14 protein-coding genes are annotated in these 18,108 nt (G+C 39.5%); 8 read left to right on the top strand and 6 right to left on the bottom strand.

Features of this window, described 5'->3' with window-relative positions:
- Window positions 1-7: 7 nt before the first annotated feature.
- The 4 genes from KTH84_RS10600 to gshA form a co-directional block, all read right to left on the bottom strand.
- Entirely contained in the window at window positions 8-1,756 is a 1,749-nt protein-coding gene (locus KTH84_RS10600) for a LysM peptidoglycan-binding domain-containing protein (protein WP_262473082.1), read from the bottom strand.
- Window positions 1,757-1,767: 11 nt separating this feature from the next.
- Window positions 1,768-5,073 carry a type VI secretion system Vgr family protein gene (locus tag KTH84_RS10595; RefSeq protein ID WP_262473081.1) on the bottom strand — a complete coding sequence of 1,102 codons (3,306 nt, stop codon included), beginning with the start codon at window positions 5,071-5,073 and terminating at the stop codon, window positions 1,768-1,770.
- Window positions 5,074-5,236: 163 nt separating this feature from the next.
- Complete coding sequence (locus KTH84_RS10590; protein ID WP_262473080.1) at window positions 5,237-5,752, bottom strand: disulfide bond formation protein B; 516 nt, start codon at window positions 5,750-5,752, stop codon at window positions 5,237-5,239.
- Between the two features lie 16 nt (window positions 5,753-5,768).
- On the bottom strand, window positions 5,769-7,346 hold the full coding sequence (gshA, locus tag KTH84_RS10585; protein ID WP_262473079.1) for a glutamate--cysteine ligase: 1,578 nt from the start codon (window positions 7,344-7,346) through the stop codon (window positions 5,769-5,771).
- Between the two features lie 168 nt (window positions 7,347-7,514).
- On the opposite strand from gshA, the gene KTH84_RS10580 reads away from it, so the two are divergent.
- From KTH84_RS10580 to KTH84_RS10560, 5 genes are all read left to right on the top strand, one after another.
- The gene (locus KTH84_RS10580) at window positions 7,515-8,054 is read left to right on the top strand and encodes a DUF924 family protein (RefSeq protein ID WP_262473078.1); all 540 of its coding nucleotides are present in this window, start codon (window positions 7,515-7,517) and stop codon (window positions 8,052-8,054) included.
- Window positions 8,055-8,113: 59 nt separating this feature from the next.
- Window positions 8,114-8,677: a CC0125/CC1285 family lipoprotein gene (locus tag KTH84_RS10575; protein ID WP_004640061.1), complete on the top strand. Its 564-nt coding sequence runs from the start codon at window positions 8,114-8,116 to the stop codon at window positions 8,675-8,677.
- Window positions 8,678-8,690: 13 nt separating this feature from the next.
- The gene (locus KTH84_RS10570; RefSeq protein ID WP_262473077.1) at window positions 8,691-10,001 is read left to right on the top strand and encodes a DUF445 domain-containing protein; all 1,311 of its coding nucleotides are present in this window, start codon (window positions 8,691-8,693) and stop codon (window positions 9,999-10,001) included.
- A gap of 28 nt (window positions 10,002-10,029) precedes the next feature.
- Window positions 10,030-11,184: a pyridoxal phosphate-dependent aminotransferase gene (locus tag KTH84_RS10565; protein ID WP_262473076.1), complete on the top strand. Its 1,155-nt coding sequence runs from the start codon at window positions 10,030-10,032 to the stop codon at window positions 11,182-11,184.
- A gap of 106 nt (window positions 11,185-11,290) precedes the next feature.
- Window positions 11,291-12,658, top strand: a complete 1,368-nt coding sequence (locus KTH84_RS10560; protein WP_262473075.1) for an MATE family efflux transporter — start codon at window positions 11,291-11,293, stop codon at window positions 12,656-12,658.
- 56 nt (window positions 12,659-12,714) lie between these two features.
- Here KTH84_RS10560 and KTH84_RS10555 read toward each other — a convergent pair whose 3' ends face one another.
- Window positions 12,715-13,548, bottom strand: a complete 834-nt coding sequence (locus KTH84_RS10555; protein WP_042895846.1) for an SDR family NAD(P)-dependent oxidoreductase — start codon at window positions 13,546-13,548, stop codon at window positions 12,715-12,717.
- Window positions 13,549-13,760: 212 nt separating this feature from the next.
- Here KTH84_RS10555 and KTH84_RS10550 point away from each other — a divergent pair, with 212 nt between their 5' ends.
- The 3 genes from KTH84_RS10550 (at window position 13,761) to phoR (ending at window position 16,765) form a co-directional block, all read left to right on the top strand.
- Window positions 13,761-14,432, top strand: coding sequence for a TetR/AcrR family transcriptional regulator (locus KTH84_RS10550; RefSeq protein WP_042895847.1), 672 nt, complete (start codon window positions 13,761-13,763; stop codon window positions 14,430-14,432).
- A 254-nt stretch (window positions 14,433-14,686) separates the two neighbouring features.
- Window positions 14,687-15,397: a phosphate regulon transcriptional regulator PhoB gene (phoB, locus tag KTH84_RS10545; protein WP_042895848.1), complete on the top strand. Its 711-nt coding sequence runs from the start codon at window positions 14,687-14,689 to the stop codon at window positions 15,395-15,397.
- Window positions 15,398-15,406: 9 nt separating this feature from the next.
- On the top strand, window positions 15,407-16,765 hold the full coding sequence (phoR, locus tag KTH84_RS10540) for a phosphate regulon sensor histidine kinase PhoR (protein WP_042895849.1): 1,359 nt from the start codon (window positions 15,407-15,409) through the stop codon (window positions 16,763-16,765).
- 66 nt (window positions 16,766-16,831) lie between these two features.
- On the opposite strand, the gene KTH84_RS10535 is transcribed toward phoR, so the two are convergent.
- Entirely contained in the window at window positions 16,832-18,028 is a 1,197-nt protein-coding gene (locus KTH84_RS10535; protein ID WP_262473074.1) for a lysophospholipase, read from the bottom strand.
- Between the last annotated feature and the right edge of the window lie 80 nt (window positions 18,029-18,108).

Raw genomic sequence — 18,108 nt, 5'->3', positions numbered from 1 at the left:
TAACAAATTACATTCTAAAATATCTGTAGTTAACATGATCGCTATAAATTCTATAACCTTTTTGTTTAAAATCAGAAATCCATTGGCTACCATCATAGCCTGCAATATGGCCATATTGATGCTTATCAGTTTTGGTGATGATATAAATATCACCTAATTGAGGTTTATTAAACTCTTCAGGTATTTCTTTATAACCTATTTTTTTGAGAGTTGGCCCCCAATCTGATGCTGCGATAGGATGTCCTGAAGTGTCGGCTCCCCCAGCCTCTAATGCAATTCTTACATATTTTGCACATTGATGTTGACTTTTTTCTTTAGCTCTCTTTCTTAAAATTTCAGCAAATTTTTCCAAATTAATTTTCTGAGTATTTTTTATCTCAGTATGATTTATGTATGCACAATTATAATTTTTCTCTAAATTTTGACTTTTTATACCTTCGGTTAAATGTTTTTTAATTTCTTGTTCAACCTCCCAAACTTTAGTTGAACCATTTTTAAATCCTTGTTTAATAACTTTTTTGCCATCCCGTTTATATTCATCATTCTCTTTCATAAAACTAGGATTTTGGTGATATGGGCTTTCTAAAAAATTTTTAGAAGTTACTTCTGCGTCTTTAGGTGCCGCATACACAATATCTTCATCTTCTAATCGATTTTCTTTGACATTTTTAGGATAATTCACCCATAAATATAATCCAGTTAGAGTTTTAATCTTTGTATGAGCAGAGTTTAGTTTATAGTATTTTTCCACATAATCTAATTGTTGTACGGCTGACATTTTTGCTAAATCAGATCTTTTAACTTTTAAATCAATTGAAGCAAATTTTCCGAATTGGATAAGACCAACATAACCACCTTTAGCATCATCTGTTAATTTTTTGCTGACAAAAGTTCCAATTTTTGGACTAAAAGTACCGGCAGACTCTAAATGTATAACAGCCATTAATTGGCTTGCCATATTCTCTGAATCACTAGGCCACAAATTTTGTGCTATTTTTATAACTCTTTTCCTAAATTCACAACTAACTTTAGATCCCCAAGCCAAATTATATTGTTTACAAATACATGGTGAAGTTGCATTAGTAGCAACTTTCATTGGTTTTCCTGACTCTTTTGTATATTCGTCAGTTATATCTTTTGACTCTATTCTTTTTTGAGGTTTATCTGAAGTATTTTTATTATTATTTTCATGTGAATTTACTTTCTGAGTAGAAGATGATTTATTATTTTCATGCTTAGATTGATTGTTATCAGGATTTTTTTTAGTATCACTCGATGCACCTTTATATGGAATTTTAATAATTTGTCCAACATCTATATGATCAAGATTTTTTAATTTATTTAAATGTACAATTTCACTAATTTTACAATTAAATCGATGAGAAATTGAAGATAAATTTTCTCCTTTTTTTACTTTATGCGTTAAATATCTATAATTACCAGGTTTATTCGTTGATTTTGCTAAGGTAATATTATCTAATAGTATTTTTGATGATGTTACTCTTACTATCTCCTTTTTATAAACAATAGTGTGTCTAACTTTTTCTTTCAAATCACCTGTTATAATATTTTTTAAATATACATAAAGAGTATCACCTACATCTCTACTTATCATTACTGTTAAGCCATTACTATTCGTCATTCCGGAAGCAATAGTTATACCCTTTTCATTCTTAATAACATGATATAAATTAGGTATGTTATTACCAGTAAATAATTCAACAAACCTAAACTGAATTAAACCTTTCTTATTCATTTTCTCTCCCCTTAATTAGAATTATTATTTAAGTTAGAATCATTGTGGATTTCATAGTCATCAAAATCCTCAAACTCTTCTGTTTCTTTATGCCATTTATCAGCACTATATCCCACTAAAACCTTCATTTTATCAGGGGTACTACTCTTGAATCTTTCTGTTCTTCCTAATTCATCTAAATTCCCTTGCGTAACTCTTTGATTTTCAAAAATTGCGCTATATTTAATATTTTCGAAAACACTCCATTGAAAAATCTTATACAAATCAATTCTATTACTATAATCAAAAGAACTAGGCAACTCAGGAACCTCATAAGAAACCTTAGCCCCACTCGTAAACAAATGCTGCCCAGCTTTACTTTCAAACTTACCGCCTGTTGTTGAAAATACGCCATCCGCATTAATTTTGAGCTGTGACCCACCTGCCGTTAATACAATTTCTTTTGGACTTGTAAGCTCGATTTTTTCTTCTGTAGAAATGAGTTTGATGACCTTCTTGGCAATCGCTTCAATAGCATCATCTTGCGCTTGTAGCTCGAGCTTTCCTTTTGCTGCATAAGCGCGGAAACCCTTTTGTGCAGCAAACAGACTAATTTTGTCTTGTGCATGCCCAATAATACTTTTCTGTGCGCTTAAATTAATTGAACCACTGGCACTTTCAGCAATATCTTGCGAAGCTTGCAGAATAATATTTTCAGGTGTCGTTAAAGCAATACCATTTGGCGATGCTAATAACATAAGGGCTTGTCTAAAAATTTTGCCTTGTTCTTGCTGTTTCGCATCCGAGCTACTTTCTAAACCTTGGGTATAACCCTCCATAAAGCCTTGCAAAGAACCCAATGCTTTAGAAGGTGTCACTTCCAATTTGCTACCTTTACTAAAAGTTCCGCATACACTCATCAAATCAAAGTCTTTAGTCTCGACATTGGCTAAGACTTTGCTGACCTCTTTAAGACTTTCAAATGGATTTTGATGAATTCGATCTTTAATGCTTGCGAGTTTACCTTTAACGATATCAGCGCCATGTTCTTCAACATTTTCAATAAAGGCTTTTAAATTCTCTACCGCATCTTTAGCATCGCTAAAGAAAGTATTAAATTCATTTACAACTCCTTTTGCATCGCCACCTAGAGCACCCATGTCTTGAATAAAGCCACCGCAGTCTTTTAACGCATGAATAGGATCGTTATTAATCCCTTCTTTAAATAGATTTACCGTGCTATTTAATGCCTGCCCTGTGGTTTTTAGCTCAAGTGACTGGATGAATTTAGGCAACCGGTTAATCACGTTCAAGGCATCAGTTTGCTGCTTTGCTGCAACATCACTGAGCATTTTCATGCTTTCATAGCCTTGTGAGAGTAAGGATTGTGCTTGAGCAGCCTCTAAGTGATCTGCAATTGCCTGCTCTTGTGCATAGGTACTAATGAGCATCCCTTTACCTGCACGCACCGCCCCCCATGCATCTGTTCTAAGCTCAAATCCTTCACCACGACCTTGGCTCGTCGCTTGTTCTTTAGGATGGCTTAAATTACCTAAATTCAGCTGTGTTGCGGCATGGCTACTTTGTAGTTGAGTGCTGATTTGCCCTGTCGTATCGTCAAATCGTAATTGGTTAAAACCACTACCACTGATTTCCTGACTGCGAATACCACTGAGTTTTTTAGTATCTGGAAGCTGTCCTTTTATATCAAACTTGGTCGGTGAACGCTGTGCTTCATGGATTCGTCCCGTCACAAATGGACGATCGATATTGCCATCAAAGAAGTCTATTACAACTACTTCACCAATACGCGGTAAGAAGCGCGCGCCATAACCTTCTCCTGCCCAAGGAGTCAGGACATCAACCCAAGCTGAATCTGTATCATTGTCATTGCTACCTGCGCCACCATCATGTCCATGATCATCACTACGGGTAAATAGAAAACGCACCTTAATGCGTCCCCATTCATCGACATGAATAGTCTCCCCCTCTGGCCCTACGACTTTCGCTCTTTGTGGGTAGGCAATTGGTCGATGTTGTTCTGGATTATATTCAGGTGTCGTTTTGATTTGACGGCGAATTAAAGTCAGCTCATTACCTTGACGCTCAATATCGTCATAACCGTGTTTGTCCCAACGACTTTGGGTTAATAACTGGCTGACCTGCTGATGGAGATCTTTAGGTAGATTGTTTTGGTTATAGAAATTTTTAGCGATAATCAGGAACTCTTGATCAGCCCCTTCATGTTGATCAACTTCAGGATGCTTTCGAAGATTAAACCAATAGCCGACTTGGCTATCTCTGACACTGCTATAAGCCTTAAAGTATTTGGCCTGACTTGCATACATGTCATTAAATTGCTGATTCAGTTTCTCTAGCTGATTACTGGTTGAAGCAGTAGCCTGATCCTCACCTTTTAAATCTTGCATCCAAGCGGGACTCATGTGCCATGCTTGTTCAAGGCTTAAACTCGCTGAATCAAAGTTATCTGAATGTGTATGGGTAGTGATGACGGAACCAGCGCCTTCTTCTTGTGCTAAGGCGTCGGGCTGCCAGCGTTGCACATGTACCGCAGTCGGTTGCAGACTCCGCACCGCAACAAAACCCGTAATACTATCTTGATATTCTGTCGCACTACTTCGATGATAGCGAATGCTACGGCGTGCTAAAGCTTGGTACTGGTTATTATCATCAATGAGTCTAAGCTTTTGAGCCTGTACTGGAGCAGTAAAATGAGGAACGAAAAGCTCTGATTCATCAATTAGCCAGCTAACGCCTTCACTTCGCCATAAACGCGTAAGAAAGTCATAGTCGGATTCATTATGCTGCATGATAAATGGACGAGTATCATAACTTTGGCTTAACCCACTCAGGTCTAGACTTAAACTTGTCGCAAAAAGTGGACTTTTTTCTTGCCATTCTTTGAATAGAACTTCCGTGATTTCTACAATACTTTTATTCATAAAAACACGACTATTACGGCGTTTGTGCCATAAATTTGTCGCATCTTTTAAGGTCAATTTATAAAGCGTTAAAGCGCCATCACTCTGGCCATAACTGGCTTCAGTCACAATTCCTGTAGTTCGAAATAATTGTCCAGAATCTGTAACCTGATCAACAGCAACCTGAACGCCTATAAACTGCTTCAATGCAATTTGGGCACTCGTCGAAAGGCAAATTAACTCAGCTTCAATTCCCCCATTTAGCTGATGTTGGCCTTCTATACGTTGTAAAAAAACTTGGTGATTAAGCAATTCATTAGAAAATTGCACGTGGATCGCGCGTTTCTGTGCACTTAATCCTATTTTTTCCAAAACATTAAAGATATTAAAAAACATTTTTTATAATCATAAGGATATAAAACGGCTGCACTTTATAAAAAACAGAACTATCTGTCTACATTGTTATGCTTTTTTTAATTTATTTTTTTATATTTTGATTAATTCTAAAACAATAAAAAAAGCCCAACATAATATTGGGCTTTTTTTAATCTGTTTAAACTTACTTTTTAGCAGTCTTAAACACTGGATAAAAACGGAACAACTGCCATAAACATACGAGTAATAGCAGAATGAAATAGACCAGTGACCAAACTGGTAAAGCTTGACCTAAAAAGGTCCAGTCAATTGCTGCACATTCACCTGAACCCGACAAGACTTCTTGTAAAACTGTTTTCATTGGTAAGGCATCAACTAAATAGTTTAAGCCCGGACCACAGCTTGGTACTTGATCTGGTGGTAAATGTTGTAGCCAGACATGACGTCCTGCCACACCCACTGACCATAAAATCGCGATGCCAGCCAAAAATGCATAAAAGCGTTTAACCGCGTTAGAAACTGGGTTATGCAAAAATGCAATCAGTGCCACAAGGCCCATTGCCATTAAGCCGACACGTTGAAAAATACAGAGCGGACAAGGCTCTAAACCTTTTACATGTTCCAGATACAACGCAAAAGACATGCCGACAATACTTGCTAAAACAAGTAGTCCACTCACCAAACGGTAACTTAATCGCATGTAAAACCTCATTTTATTATCGATATTGTTCAAGATATTGGTCAAAACTGACCTGAGTATCTTGCTCAAGTTGTTCTTGCTGCTGTAAAGATTGTGCAGCCAATTGCTCAAAATGTTTCAAGGTTTCCACACTAAGCTCATGCTGTTCATAACTTTCAGCATGTAATTGCGCCATGTGGCTACCAAAACTCCAAGTTCCACCATGCTTTAACGTATCGTCGATGACATGGGCAGATAAAGTTTCATCAACTTCATCAATTCGCGCTTGCATGACTGCCAATGCTGAACTGTATAAGTCTGTTGCATAAGTCTGATCGAGTAATTCTGCACAATCTTGCATTTGAGCAATATACAAACGTGCCCAGTCTTCGATGTGATAAGACCCATTTGAATCTGTAATAGTTGCGTTCGGCGCACGACCTCGGTTTACCACTTCCGTCTGGTTCTTTTCAATCAAGTCTTGCTCAGGGCCTAACAACTCTGGGCTGTCACTTAGCAAGCAATAAAGTGCTAACACTTCAAGGAAGCCTGCCGTTGTTTCATCAACACCAATTGCCGAGTATGGATTTACATCAACAGCACGTAGCTCAACATATCCCACCCCTCGATTTTTTAAGGCTTGAGACGGCGTTTCACCTGCTTGAGGCACCTGTTTTGGACGGACCAGACTGTAATATTCATTTTCGATCTGCAAAACATGGTCATTAATTTGCAACGGCTCACCAGCGGCATCATTTAACCCTAAACGGCTAAATGGTGGGTAAGGAGAATGAACGGCTTTTTGTAAACCATCCAGATAGCCAGCCAAATTGTTGTAATGAATACCCAAGCTTTTTTGAGCAGAGTTTTGATAGCCCAAGCGCCCCATACGTAAAGCTGTAGCATACGGCAAATAGTATGAACCTTTGATTAAAGGTAACAACTGATGTTTATGTCCGGTTAAAAAACAGCGGCATACTGTTGGGCTCGCTCCCACTAAAAACATAACCAGTGGTGTTAAGCGGATAAAATTACGAATGAGGCCAAAATAACGATGGCTGCGATAATCCTGCAAACTTAATGATTTTAATTGTTCATCTGTTTCTTGTGCCTGCAATTCAGCAAAAAGCGTATCAGGAAAAGATAAGTTGTAATGCACACCTGAAATCGTCTGCATACGACGACCATATCGAATTCCCAAACCACGGCGATATAGTGTTTTAAAGCGACCAATATTAGAAGTGCCGTATTGCGCTAGACGAATCCGTTCTTCATTGTCGTCTAACATACATGGCATAGACAGCGGCCAGAGTTTTTCACCATTTTCTAAATGACGATGCACAACCGCATGAATATCAGTGAGCTCATGCAAAGCTTCACCAATCGTTGGCTTTGGTGAGGTAATAAACTCCATCAATGCTTCTGAATAATCAGTCGTGATTTGCGGATGTGTTAAAGCCGAACCTAATGCTTTTGGATGTAACTCTTGCGATAAGAACCCATTACTTTGCATACGTAGGCTTTCACGCTCTATTCCACGTAACATGCCTTGTAGTAGCGACGAATCCACCCAAGCAGGAATAACTGATTGAGATGGTGTAGTGGGTTGACTCATGCATTTGCTCGCTTATTAAAGATCACTATATACAAAATCGTGAGATGATACGGCTATTTATATACTCACATCATTCCAGTTTGGCAATTTTTATCACAATCTTGTTATTTAAGACACGAAAGAATTGTGATTTTATTGAAGAATAATTGCTAAAGAGTTGTCAATATCATGAACGATCAAGACATTTTAAACTTCTGGTTTTCACCTGAACACCGTTCACTTTGGTTTGCAAAAAGTGATGATTTTGACAAAAAAATTCGTGAAAATTTTTCTGACGTTCATCGACAGGCAACTCAAGCAGAACTCTGGTCTTGGCGAAAAACGGCTGAAGGCCGTCTGGCAGAGATTATTGTACTAGACCAGTTTTCTCGCAACATTTATCGTGATCAGCCCCAATCTTTTGCCTATGACAGCTTAGCCTTAGCTTTGGCACAAGAAGCTATTAGTTTGCAATTGGACGCACAGCTTAATCCAGAGCAACGCTCTTTTTTATATATGCCGTTTATGCATAGTGAATCAAAATTGATCCATGAGTTTGCCTTCAAACTATTTCAACGCCTCGGCAATGAAATTAACTTAAGCTTTGAGAAAAAGCATAAAGTGATTATAGATCGCTTTGGACGTTATCCTCATCGCAATGCGATTCTTGGACGTGTCTCCACTCCAGAGGAAACCGAATTTTTATTAGAACCCAACAGTAGTTTTTAAAACTTCTTAATTTTTAACGCTGAGTCATCCATTCTTTAATGCTCAGCTGGGAGTTCATCATGAAATATCTCTCTCTTTGTTTAGCTTTAGGCACTGCCTTAACTTTAACTGCCTGTGCGACAACGCCAAGTAAACCAAGAACCTTTGACCAACTCGGACAATTCTCGGCCTATCCTCTCAATGCACAAACTTTTCGGATCAGCTTTCAAGCCGACCCAAACATGAGTTATGGCGCAGCCGAAGAAATTACCTTGGTAAAATCAGCACAAACGACGGTACAAAAAGGCTTCCGCTTTTTTAAAGTGCAAAATGATCCAAGTAATCAAAGTCAGAAACCGCCACGTCAGGCTGTGGTCTATCCATCTGCCCCAAGCTTTTACCCATATGGTTACGGTCGTCGCTACCCTGGTTTCTGGCATGATCCGTTCTATGATTACCCACAAGTGGTCAATATCGACCCTGTTCAAGTGTCGTATACTATTGAATGTTATCGGGATCAAAAGCAGGCTCCTCAGGACGCTTTTGATGCGACATTGATCTTGAAATCAATCGGACAAAAATATGGATTGAGTCCGACAGGAGAGCTGTTGCCCCCGCCTGAGCCGCCAGTAAAACAAAAATGAACAGGATAAATTTATGAACATGGCAGAAGAAGTTCACCACGTGCCCAGTCTTAAACGTAGCAAATATTTTGCCACTCTAGCGCTTATCATCGTGATTGTGCTGTGGGTTGCGCTGATGGTGGCCGATCGCTTTCTGCCAGAATACACAGAATTTATTCATATTTTGATGCTAGGAGCAGAAGCTGGTGTAGTTGGTGGATTAGCTGACTGGTATGCCATTACAGTTCTGTTTCGGAACCCCTTTGGTAAATTACCCATTCCTAAATTTCTACGCGATCACACCGAAATTATTCCACGTAATAAAGCGCGTATTGCAGAGTCAATGGGCCGTTTTGTACAGGAAAATTTTCTTTCACCTCAAGTGGTAGAACGAAGCTTAGAAAAAACTGACTTAAGCCTCGCAATTGGTCAATGGCTGGCAAGTCCTCAAAACAATACACAAGTGGTGCAGCTTATTCAGCAAACTGTGCCGAAAATCTTTGAGTTTGTCAGCCAAGAGCAAATTGCAAATTTTGTGCAAAACAATAGTGTGCAATGGGTACGTAATACACAAGTTAACAAACTTGCGAGTGAAATGTTACGCGCCGTGCTGGAAAATGACTTTCACCAAGACGTTTTACAACGCGGTCTCGACATAGCACATGAGTGGGTCGTACAAAATCCAGATAAGACCCGTGAATTAACCCGAAAAATGTTTAAGGCACTTGGTGTCTGGTCTCTTGCAAAAGGTGCAAGCTGGATTGGTATTGATGTTCAACAACGAACGATCGACTCACTGGTTGAAAAAGTAGAATCGATGCTGGCAGACCATGAACACCCATGGCGCCAAGAAATTGAAACGGTAGCGCATGCTCTCATGCTTGAGCTGGTAAAACCGGACAGTGCTGCCAGTCAACGCCTCAACAGCGGGAAAGATGCCCTTTTAGATAGCCCACAAGTCTTGAATTTTATTAGTGGTGCAGTGACCATTTTGTGTGATGCCATTAAAGAAGATTTAATGAAAAAAGACTCTGGTATCGCAATGAACCTTCAGGCCGCTATTCAACAGTTGGGTGAAAATCTCGTTCAAAATGCCAAAGTGCGTGAAGTGTTGAACAAAGAAATGACAGGCCTTGCGCTGAATTTTACAGACCAATATAGCCATAAAATCATCCGCTATGTCAGCGAACGCATTCATGAATGGGACTCACGTGAAATGATCGGAAAGATTGAAAACGAAGTCGGTGGCGACTTACATATGATCCGTGTGAATGGTGTTGTAGTCGGGGCATTTATCGGCTTAACACTAGGCGTAATACGGGCGGTTATCGAATCAATTTTATAACTTTAAATATTTTTAATAAGAGAACAATATGCTACAGCTTCAGTCAAAATTGGCCACGCAAGGCGTTACTATTTTCAGTACCATGACGGCAATGGCACAGCGACTAGGTGCACTCAACCTGTCGCAGGGCTTTCCAGATTTTCCAGCACCGCCTGCCCTGCTGGAAGCTTTAGCTCAGGCAACTTTGGCTGGACATAACCAATATCCACCTGGTGATGGTATTCTCGCTTTACGTGAACAGCTTGCTTTACAATTTCAGCAACGCGACCAACTTCAACTTGATCCTGTAACGCAAATTACCATTACTCCTGGCGCAACCATTGCAATTTTTTGTGCAATACAAGCATGTATCAATGCGGGCGATGAAGTCATTATTTTTGACCCAAGTTATGACAGCTATGGCCCTTCTGTTCAGTTAGCAGGTGGTAAAGCGATTCATATTGCGCTTGAAGCTCCAGACTTTAAGGTGAACTGGCAACACGTTAAAGATTTGATTAATGACAAAACTCGTATGATTGTGGTGAATACTCCCCATAATCCGACAGGGACAATCTGGGATAAACAAGACTGGTTAGAACTTATTGAACTGATTCAAGATAAAAACATTGTGGTTTTATCCGATGAAGTCTATGAACATCTGGTCTTTGACGGTCAACAACACTTTAGCGCATTGCATTTTCCAGAACTCAGAGAGCGTAGCTTTGTGATTGGTTCTTTTGGAAAAACCTTTCATGTCACAGGCTGGAAAACAGGCTATTGCGTCGCTTCACCTGAGTTAATGCGTTTATTCCGCCAGATTTACCAATATGCGAATTTCTGTGGCACTACACCTTGTCAGATTGCCCTAGCGCAATATATGGAGCAACATCCAGAACATATTCAAGAGCTTTCGCAGTTTTACCAGACTAAACGAGATCGTTTTAATCAGGCGATCCATAATAGTCGTTTCTTGCTTAAGCCTTCTCAAGGCACTTATTTTCAAAATCTCGATTACAGCCAAATTCGGCCTGACCTGAACGATGTTGAAATGTGCCAGTTTCTAGCCGAACAACACAAAATTGTGGCTATTCCTGTTTCAGTTTTCTATCAGCACGCGCCAGAATCCTTACGCCTAATTCGTTTCTGCTTTGCTAAAAATGATGAGACTCTGCAAAAAGCTGGAGAAATTTTGAATCAATGTTAATAAATTTAGTCACTTAGCATAGTAAAAACACTACAAGCCATTTGCTCCAACTATGCTAAGTTGGATATCTGCCCCGCTCATCAAAGAGATGGGCGATGGAGAACACATGCCACCAAGACAGTCATTAATTCATCAGCAAAATCTATGGAAAACATTTTTTGTTTTCTTGTTGCCGCTGATCGCAACCAATATTTTGCAGAACTTGTCGGGAACCATTAACACCATCTTCGTTGGTCAAATGATGGGGGTAGATGCGATTGCTGCCGTCTCGGTTTTTTTCCCTATTTTATTTTTGCTCCTCGCTTTTATTATTGGTATTTCAACTGGTACGACAGTTTTAGTAGGGCAAGCATGGGGCGCGCAAAATATAGAGAAAGTCCAAAGTGTGGTCGGTTCCACCCTATTTATGACACTGATTGGTGGAGTAATTACCGCGATTATTGGGGTGTTTTTTGCACATGATATTTTAGAGCTATTAGGCACAGATCCAAAGGTCATGCACCTCTCTTTGCCTTATGTGCAATGGATGCTGGCTGGTAGTCCGCTTCTGTTTATTTATATTATTTACACATCAATTTTACGTGGTGTGGGTGACAGCACGACTCCCTTACTTGCCCTTGCTTTAACCAGTGTAATTGGTTTGGTGATTACCCCAATTCTACTTAAAGGTTATTTCGGCTTTCCTGCTTTGGGTATTATTGCACCAGCTATTGCAACCATAACAGGGTATGTGGCTATTTTAATTTTTCTTGCGATTTACCTAAACAAGAAAAAGCATCCGCTTAGACCGAATCGTCAGCTTCTGCAACATATCCGTCATAATTCAGAACTGAGCAAAATCATTTTGCGCTTAGGTGTTCCAACCGGCATTCAAATGATTACGACCTCAATGGCAGGCTTAGTTATTGTCGGATTGGTCAATCACTATGGATCACATGCTACAGCAGCCTATGGCGCAGTAAATCAGGTACTCAATTACATTCAGTTCCCTGCTATCTCTATTTCAATTGCAGCTTCAATTTTTGCAGCACAGGCAATTGGCGCGGGTAAACCTGATTTGTTATCTCGTGTGACTCGTACTGCCTTAGGCATGAACTTTTTATTTACGGGTGCTTTAATTGTACTGGGCTATCTATTTTCAAAATACCTCATGGCTCTGTTCATTACCGACCCAACTGTTGTGGTATTAGGCCAACAACTTTTATTTATTGTGCTTTGGGCAATTTTATTTTTTGGTGCAGGGGCCATTTTTGCATCAATCATGCGTGCAAGTGGCACTGTGACTATCCCTATGCTCATTAATATTTCTGCTATTTTATTTATTGAAATTCCATGTGCTTATTGGTTTAGCTCAATGTGGGGACTTAAAGGTATCTGGTTTGCCTATGCCTTAGCATTTGTCAGTTTGTGTATTATTCAAGGACTGTACTACCAATTTATCTGGAAGAAAAAGAAAATTAAAGTTCTTATTTAGAACCAATCAATTCTTATAAAAAAAGCCATCAATTGATGGCTTTTTTTAATTTAAAATTACTTCATCCATTTAGTCACAATGGTAGAAGCACGTTGATATCCAGTTGGGAATAAGCGCTGGAATACATCAAGAAGTTTTGCATCACTACCGATGAGTAAGCGGCGTTTATTTTTCAATACCGCTTCTAAAATCTGACGTGCTGCCTCTTCGGGTGGAGTACGCAGTAACTTGTCAAAATTTTGAATCGATTTAGCAGGGTCCATACCTAAAGTACTCAGGCTATCACTCATTTTTGCAGCCTTAGCAATGTTGGTCCGAATTCCCCCTGGGTGCACACACAAAGAACTTACACCACTTTTTTCAATATCTAACTCTTGGCGGAGTGATTCGGTAAAACCACGCACCGCAAATTTAGTTGCGTTATAGCCAGATTGTGTGGGTTGGGCAGTTAAACCAAACAAGCTTGAGATATTAATAATATGGCCATCTTGAGTTTGCTTAATAAACGGCAAGAATTCTTTAGTTCCGTAAACCACGCCCCAGAAGTTAATTCCAACGATCCACTCTAAATCTTCGTAAGTTGCACCTTCAACAGTTGAGCCTAAAGCCACCCCAGCATTGTTAAAAATCAGGTTAACTGACCCATGATCTTGCACAGTTTCTTGAGCCCACTGCTTTACTGATTCACGGTCAGAAACATCAAGCTTTTTTGTGCTAACGGTAATATCTTTGTACGGCTTTAAAAGCTCAACAGTTTTTTGTAGCCCTTGTTCATTAATATCACTCAACGAAAGATGGCAGCCCTGTTGTGCCAAAAGAATTGCGAGCTGCTGCCCTATGCCAGAACCTGCGCCCGTAATTGCAGCGACTTTGTTTTTAAAATTTTTCATTGTCCATCCTTTGTTTTTCGATATTTGCACAACCGGTTCATTGCATGTGCAATTCAGACATCTTCAATATAATTTTGACAATATCCATTGTCAATATAGTACACTGTAATTTCAGATAGAATGGCACAATTCTGCTGAGAGCTTTATCATAGTGAGCATATTTGGCAAAAACTGATAAATTAGGAAACCCTTCTTTAGGATACGTTTTATTTATGGCGACAAACGACTCAACCAGTAAAAAGAAAACCAAAAGTGTGAGTAAAGAACGTCAGTTCAAAGGGTTATCTCTTTCAGAACGTAAAGAGGCACGCCGAGAAAAATTGATTGAAGCCGGTATTGCCACCTATGGAACACTTGGTTTTTTTTCAGTCACCGTCAAAGATGTTTGCCAAGAAGCAAAACTGACTGAACGTTATTTTTATGAATCATTTAAAAAAAGTGAGGATTTATTCCAAACGATTTTCTTAAAAATGATTGAAGAATTGCAGCAAAACTTAATGCAAGCCGTAATTAAAGCGACGCCAGATCCAGAAAAAATGGTAGATGCTGGTTTACGAGCACTGCTGACTACATTAAAAAATGACCCACGGTTAGCCCGCATTGTCTATGTTGACGCAGTTTTGGTACAAGAATTACATAATCAGGCCACCATTCAAGAAACACTTGCGCAGTTTGACCGCATGATTCAGGCCTTTGTCATGCTCACTATGCCGCAAATCCAACACAACGAAAATGAGCTATCCTTAATCGCGACAGGCTTAAATGGATATGTCACTCAAATTGCAATTCGATGGGTCATGGGAGGGTTTGAGCAGTCTCTTGAACAGGTTTTAACCGCATGCCGCATTGTATTCTTATCTTTATTGGCCAAGGTTTCAAAATAATATTAAAGTTTTTTGACACTCTAAAATGTGCAAAACCAGTCAAGCTTTTAAGGTATTAACTTATTGAATAGTTTTAAGAATATTTAATCTTTCATGTCATCATATGGTCACATCATTGCCTTACTTTTGTCACAAATTATTGCTAATTTTAATTTTATAGACTTTTCTGCAATGAAATTGTCATAATTAATCTTTGTAATAAGCCTGTCATAACTACAAAACGGTTCACCGTTAAATCTATAGGATATTGCGCTGTGAAAGATGACTATATTTTAATTGTCGATGATGAGCTTCCTATTCGCGAAATGATCCATACATCTTTGGACATGGCAGGCTTTCAGTGTTTACAGGCGGAAGATGCCAAACAAGCTCATCAAATTATCGTCGACCAACGTCCGGCGCTTATCTTGCTCGATTGGATGTTACCTGGAGGCGTAAGTGGTGTCGATTTATGTCGCCGCTTAAAACGAGATGAGAACTTAGCAGAAATTCCAGTAATTATGCTCACCGCTCGCGGAGAAGAAGACCATAAAGTACAAGGTCTTGACGCTGGCGCAGATGATTACATGACGAAGCCTTTCTCAACACGTGAACTGGTTTCACGTATTAAAGCAGTCTTACGTCGTGCAAATGCATTAAGTGGCGAAAAAATGATTGACGCCAATGGTTTAATTCTTGATCCTGTAAGCCAACGCGTAAGCTTCGGCAACAGTATTTTAGAAATGGGTCCAACTGAATATCGCTTACTTGCGTTTTTTATGACCCATCCAGAGCGAGCATATACACGTGCCCAGTTGCTCGATCAGGTATGGGGCGGTAATGTATATATCGAAGATCGAACTATCGATGTGCACATCCGTCGTTTGCGTAAAGTTTTAGAACCTTTTGGTGTTGACCGATTTGTTCAGACTGTGCGCGGAACTGGCTACCGCTTCTCAACACGTGCAGATTTAGCCGCAGGTTAACCAAGATTTATGTATGAACCCTACCCCGTCCCTGAACAGGTACGTGAACAAAAGCTTTCCCGTTACAGTAGTTTATGGACGTTTGCCAAACAAGATTTACGGCTTTTATTATTTTTTCTAATTATTGCCGGTTTAGTCGGTTTAGGCCTTGGGTATTTCTGGAGCTGTATTTTTATCGCTTTTGTGGGTTTTTTTACACTCCAGTTGCGTTCTTTATATCTGGTCAATGACTGGATTGCAAATAAGCCTTATGACGTACCTCCAAATCTTAATGGGATTTGGGGGGCATTATTATTTAATGTTTACCGTGCTCAGCGTCAGGAACGAATTGTTCAGGCCGAAATGGTCGGTTTAATTGATCGAGCTCAATCCTCGTTAGTTGCACTTGCTGAAGCGGTTGTTCTGATTGATGACCAACATCAAATTGAATGGTGGAACCCTGCTGCTGAACGCTTATTAGGCATTAGTCCTCTTGATCGTGGCCGAAATTTATTAACGATTTTACGCCAGCCTAGTTTTATTGAATATTTTAACAATATTGATCAGGCCCCTGACGGTATCAAACTCCATTCCAACTTTGATGATGACCGATATGTACAGGTTAAGCTCACACGATTTGGTGGAGAAAGTCGTTTACTAGTGGCTTATGACGTTACGCGTATGCACAACCTTGAACAGATGCGTAAAGACTTCGTAGATAATATTTCGCATGAACTTCGTACGCCATTAACCGTACTCAGTGGTTATATCGAGACTTTTACCGATCAGGAAGATATTAGTCCACGCTGGAAACGTGCATTTGACCAGATGCAGTCACAAACCAAGCGCATGAATGCTTTGGTGAATGATTTACTGCTGTTATCAAATTTAGAAAATAATAAGAAAATTGCAAAAAATCAGATTATTGAAATGCCGAGTTTAATGAATCAACTCTTTGATGATGCTCAGGCCTACAATGCCGATTATGGCCATACACTGAATTTACATATTGATAGCCATTGTGACCTGATTGGTTCTGATATGGAAATTGCCAGTGCATTTAGTAATTTAATTACTAACGCCATCAAATACACCCCAAAAGGCGGAACCATTACGATTGGCTGGCATGACGACGGTGAACATGCTTACTTTAGTGTACAAGACACAGGCATTGGAATTAATCCAAAACATTTACCACGCCTGACTGAACGCTTCTATCGCGTAGACAGTGACCGTAGTCGCCAAACAGGTGGTACAGGTTTAGGTTTAGCGATTGTAAAACATGTATTGATGCAGCATGGCGCTTATTTAGATGTGCAATCTAAAGAAAATGAAGGTTCCACTTTTACAGCAGTTTTCCCTAAAGAAAGACTCTATAACATGACCTAAAATCCCCCCTTCAAATATAAAAGCCGACTCATGAAAAGTCGGCTTTTTTGTAGCATTTAAAACCATTTACCTAGAAGTCGAGCAATACGAATTACTTTGATTTTTCTCTATTACATTTAAAAAGTTAGTGGCAAAAGTATTACTCTGACGCAATGCATCACGATGATCTCCGCCATCAATCGTTTGATAGATGGCTGGTTTTTTTAATTTACATAACTGCTGGTAATAGGCAGATGTCCCTCTAGGATCAACTAAATGATCTTTAGAACCCTGAACAATCATTAATGGTACGGTAGGCACCATATTTTCAATGGACTGTTGTTTTAGATAAGCCAAGAGAGGTTTTAAATCAGCGTTAGGTCGAAATATGCTAGAAGGAGATTTCTTTAAATCAGATTGAAGTTCAGATAAACAACGGCTGCGCGCTTGAGTGAGCACCGCGTTCATTTCTGGACTGACTAAATTTTCAGGAACAATACTTGGCTCTGCTGCTTGTGCTCCTAATAGCACAATCGGGAAGAAAGCAGCCACGCTAGGTTCTGGGTTTGGATGACTCTGCACATATTCTGCAATACCTTCATATTGATAGCCACCTGGTGCAAGGGCTATCGCGCCTTTCAAATCGAGTTCGGGCGCATCTTTTTGACCATAGGCAGATACTGCAATTGCCGCAGCCCCGCCTTGACTGTGTCCCATTACTAACCACTGTTTATTAAAACTTTTGGGCTTAAGCAAATGTAATGCACGCACTGCATCAACCACTGTATGCAGTTGGCTCTTTGCATTCATATAGGGATGCGCGCCTAATGTACCTAAACCTTGATAATCAGGTGCAACAACTGCGTAGCCACGTGCAAGCCAACCATCTAAAGCTTTGGAAGCAACTTCTTGATATGAATGAACTGGCCCATCAACATAATCACCAGAAGGCGCGCAGGTATCAGCAACTCCAGTCGTGCCATGTGCCCAAGCAAGTATCGGCCAGCCTTTTTTTGGTGGTGTTCCTTTCGGTAATAAAATAAAAGCCGATGCAACAATAGGTTCGCCCTGAATACCTCGACTACGATAATTTACCAACAAGCGCTGATCTGCATGAGGAAATAAATCCGTCACATCTTGCTGTTCTAGAGACAATATTGAACCCGGTTTTTCGCTCACAATTTGCTTATTCAAATCTGTAATTGGAGCGGCCATAGCAGATCCAGACACCAAACAAGCACTGCTAAATAAAATTTTAAAAAGAAAATTACTTATTCTAATCAAGGGATTACTCCTCTATTATTTACACTATATATTTTTAAATAATCAATTTATAAAATATAAACTACCATAAAATCAACCAC

It is taken from the genome of Acinetobacter sp. WU_MDCI_Abxb74 (assembly GCF_025513915.1).
Lineage (GTDB): Bacteria > Pseudomonadota > Gammaproteobacteria > Pseudomonadales > Moraxellaceae > Acinetobacter > Acinetobacter calcoaceticus_C.
This window is presented reverse-complemented; position numbering and strand designations above follow the sequence as displayed.

Excerpts from the sequence above, each read along its gene's own strand:
- KTH84_RS10600 (WP_262473082.1), bottom strand. The coding sequence starts at position 1,756 with ATGAATAAGAAAGGTTTAATTCAGTTTAGGTTTGTTGAATTATTTACT.
- KTH84_RS10595 (WP_262473081.1), bottom strand. The coding sequence starts at position 5,073 with ATGTTTTTTAATATCTTTAATGTTTTGGAAAAAATAGGATTAAGTGCA.
- KTH84_RS10590 (WP_262473080.1), bottom strand. The coding sequence starts at position 5,752 with ATGCGATTAAGTTACCGTTTGGTGAGTGGACTACTTGTTTTAGCAAGT.
- gshA (WP_262473079.1), bottom strand. The coding sequence starts at position 7,346 with ATGAGTCAACCCACTACACCATCTCAATCAGTTATTCCTGCTTGGGTG.
- KTH84_RS10580 (WP_262473078.1), top strand. The coding sequence starts at position 7,515 with ATGAACGATCAAGACATTTTAAACTTCTGGTTTTCACCTGAACACCGT.
- KTH84_RS10575 (WP_004640061.1), top strand. The coding sequence starts at position 8,114 with ATGAAATATCTCTCTCTTTGTTTAGCTTTAGGCACTGCCTTAACTTTA.
- KTH84_RS10570 (WP_262473077.1), top strand. The coding sequence starts at position 8,691 with ATGAACATGGCAGAAGAAGTTCACCACGTGCCCAGTCTTAAACGTAGC.
- KTH84_RS10565 (WP_262473076.1), top strand. The coding sequence starts at position 10,030 with ATGCTACAGCTTCAGTCAAAATTGGCCACGCAAGGCGTTACTATTTTC.
- KTH84_RS10560 (WP_262473075.1), top strand. The coding sequence starts at position 11,291 with ATGCCACCAAGACAGTCATTAATTCATCAGCAAAATCTATGGAAAACA.
- KTH84_RS10555 (WP_042895846.1), bottom strand. The coding sequence starts at position 13,548 with ATGAAAAATTTTAAAAACAAAGTCGCTGCAATTACGGGCGCAGGTTCT.
- KTH84_RS10550 (WP_042895847.1), top strand. The coding sequence starts at position 13,761 with ATGGCGACAAACGACTCAACCAGTAAAAAGAAAACCAAAAGTGTGAGT.
- phoR (WP_042895849.1), top strand. The coding sequence starts at position 15,407 with ATGTATGAACCCTACCCCGTCCCTGAACAGGTACGTGAACAAAAGCTT.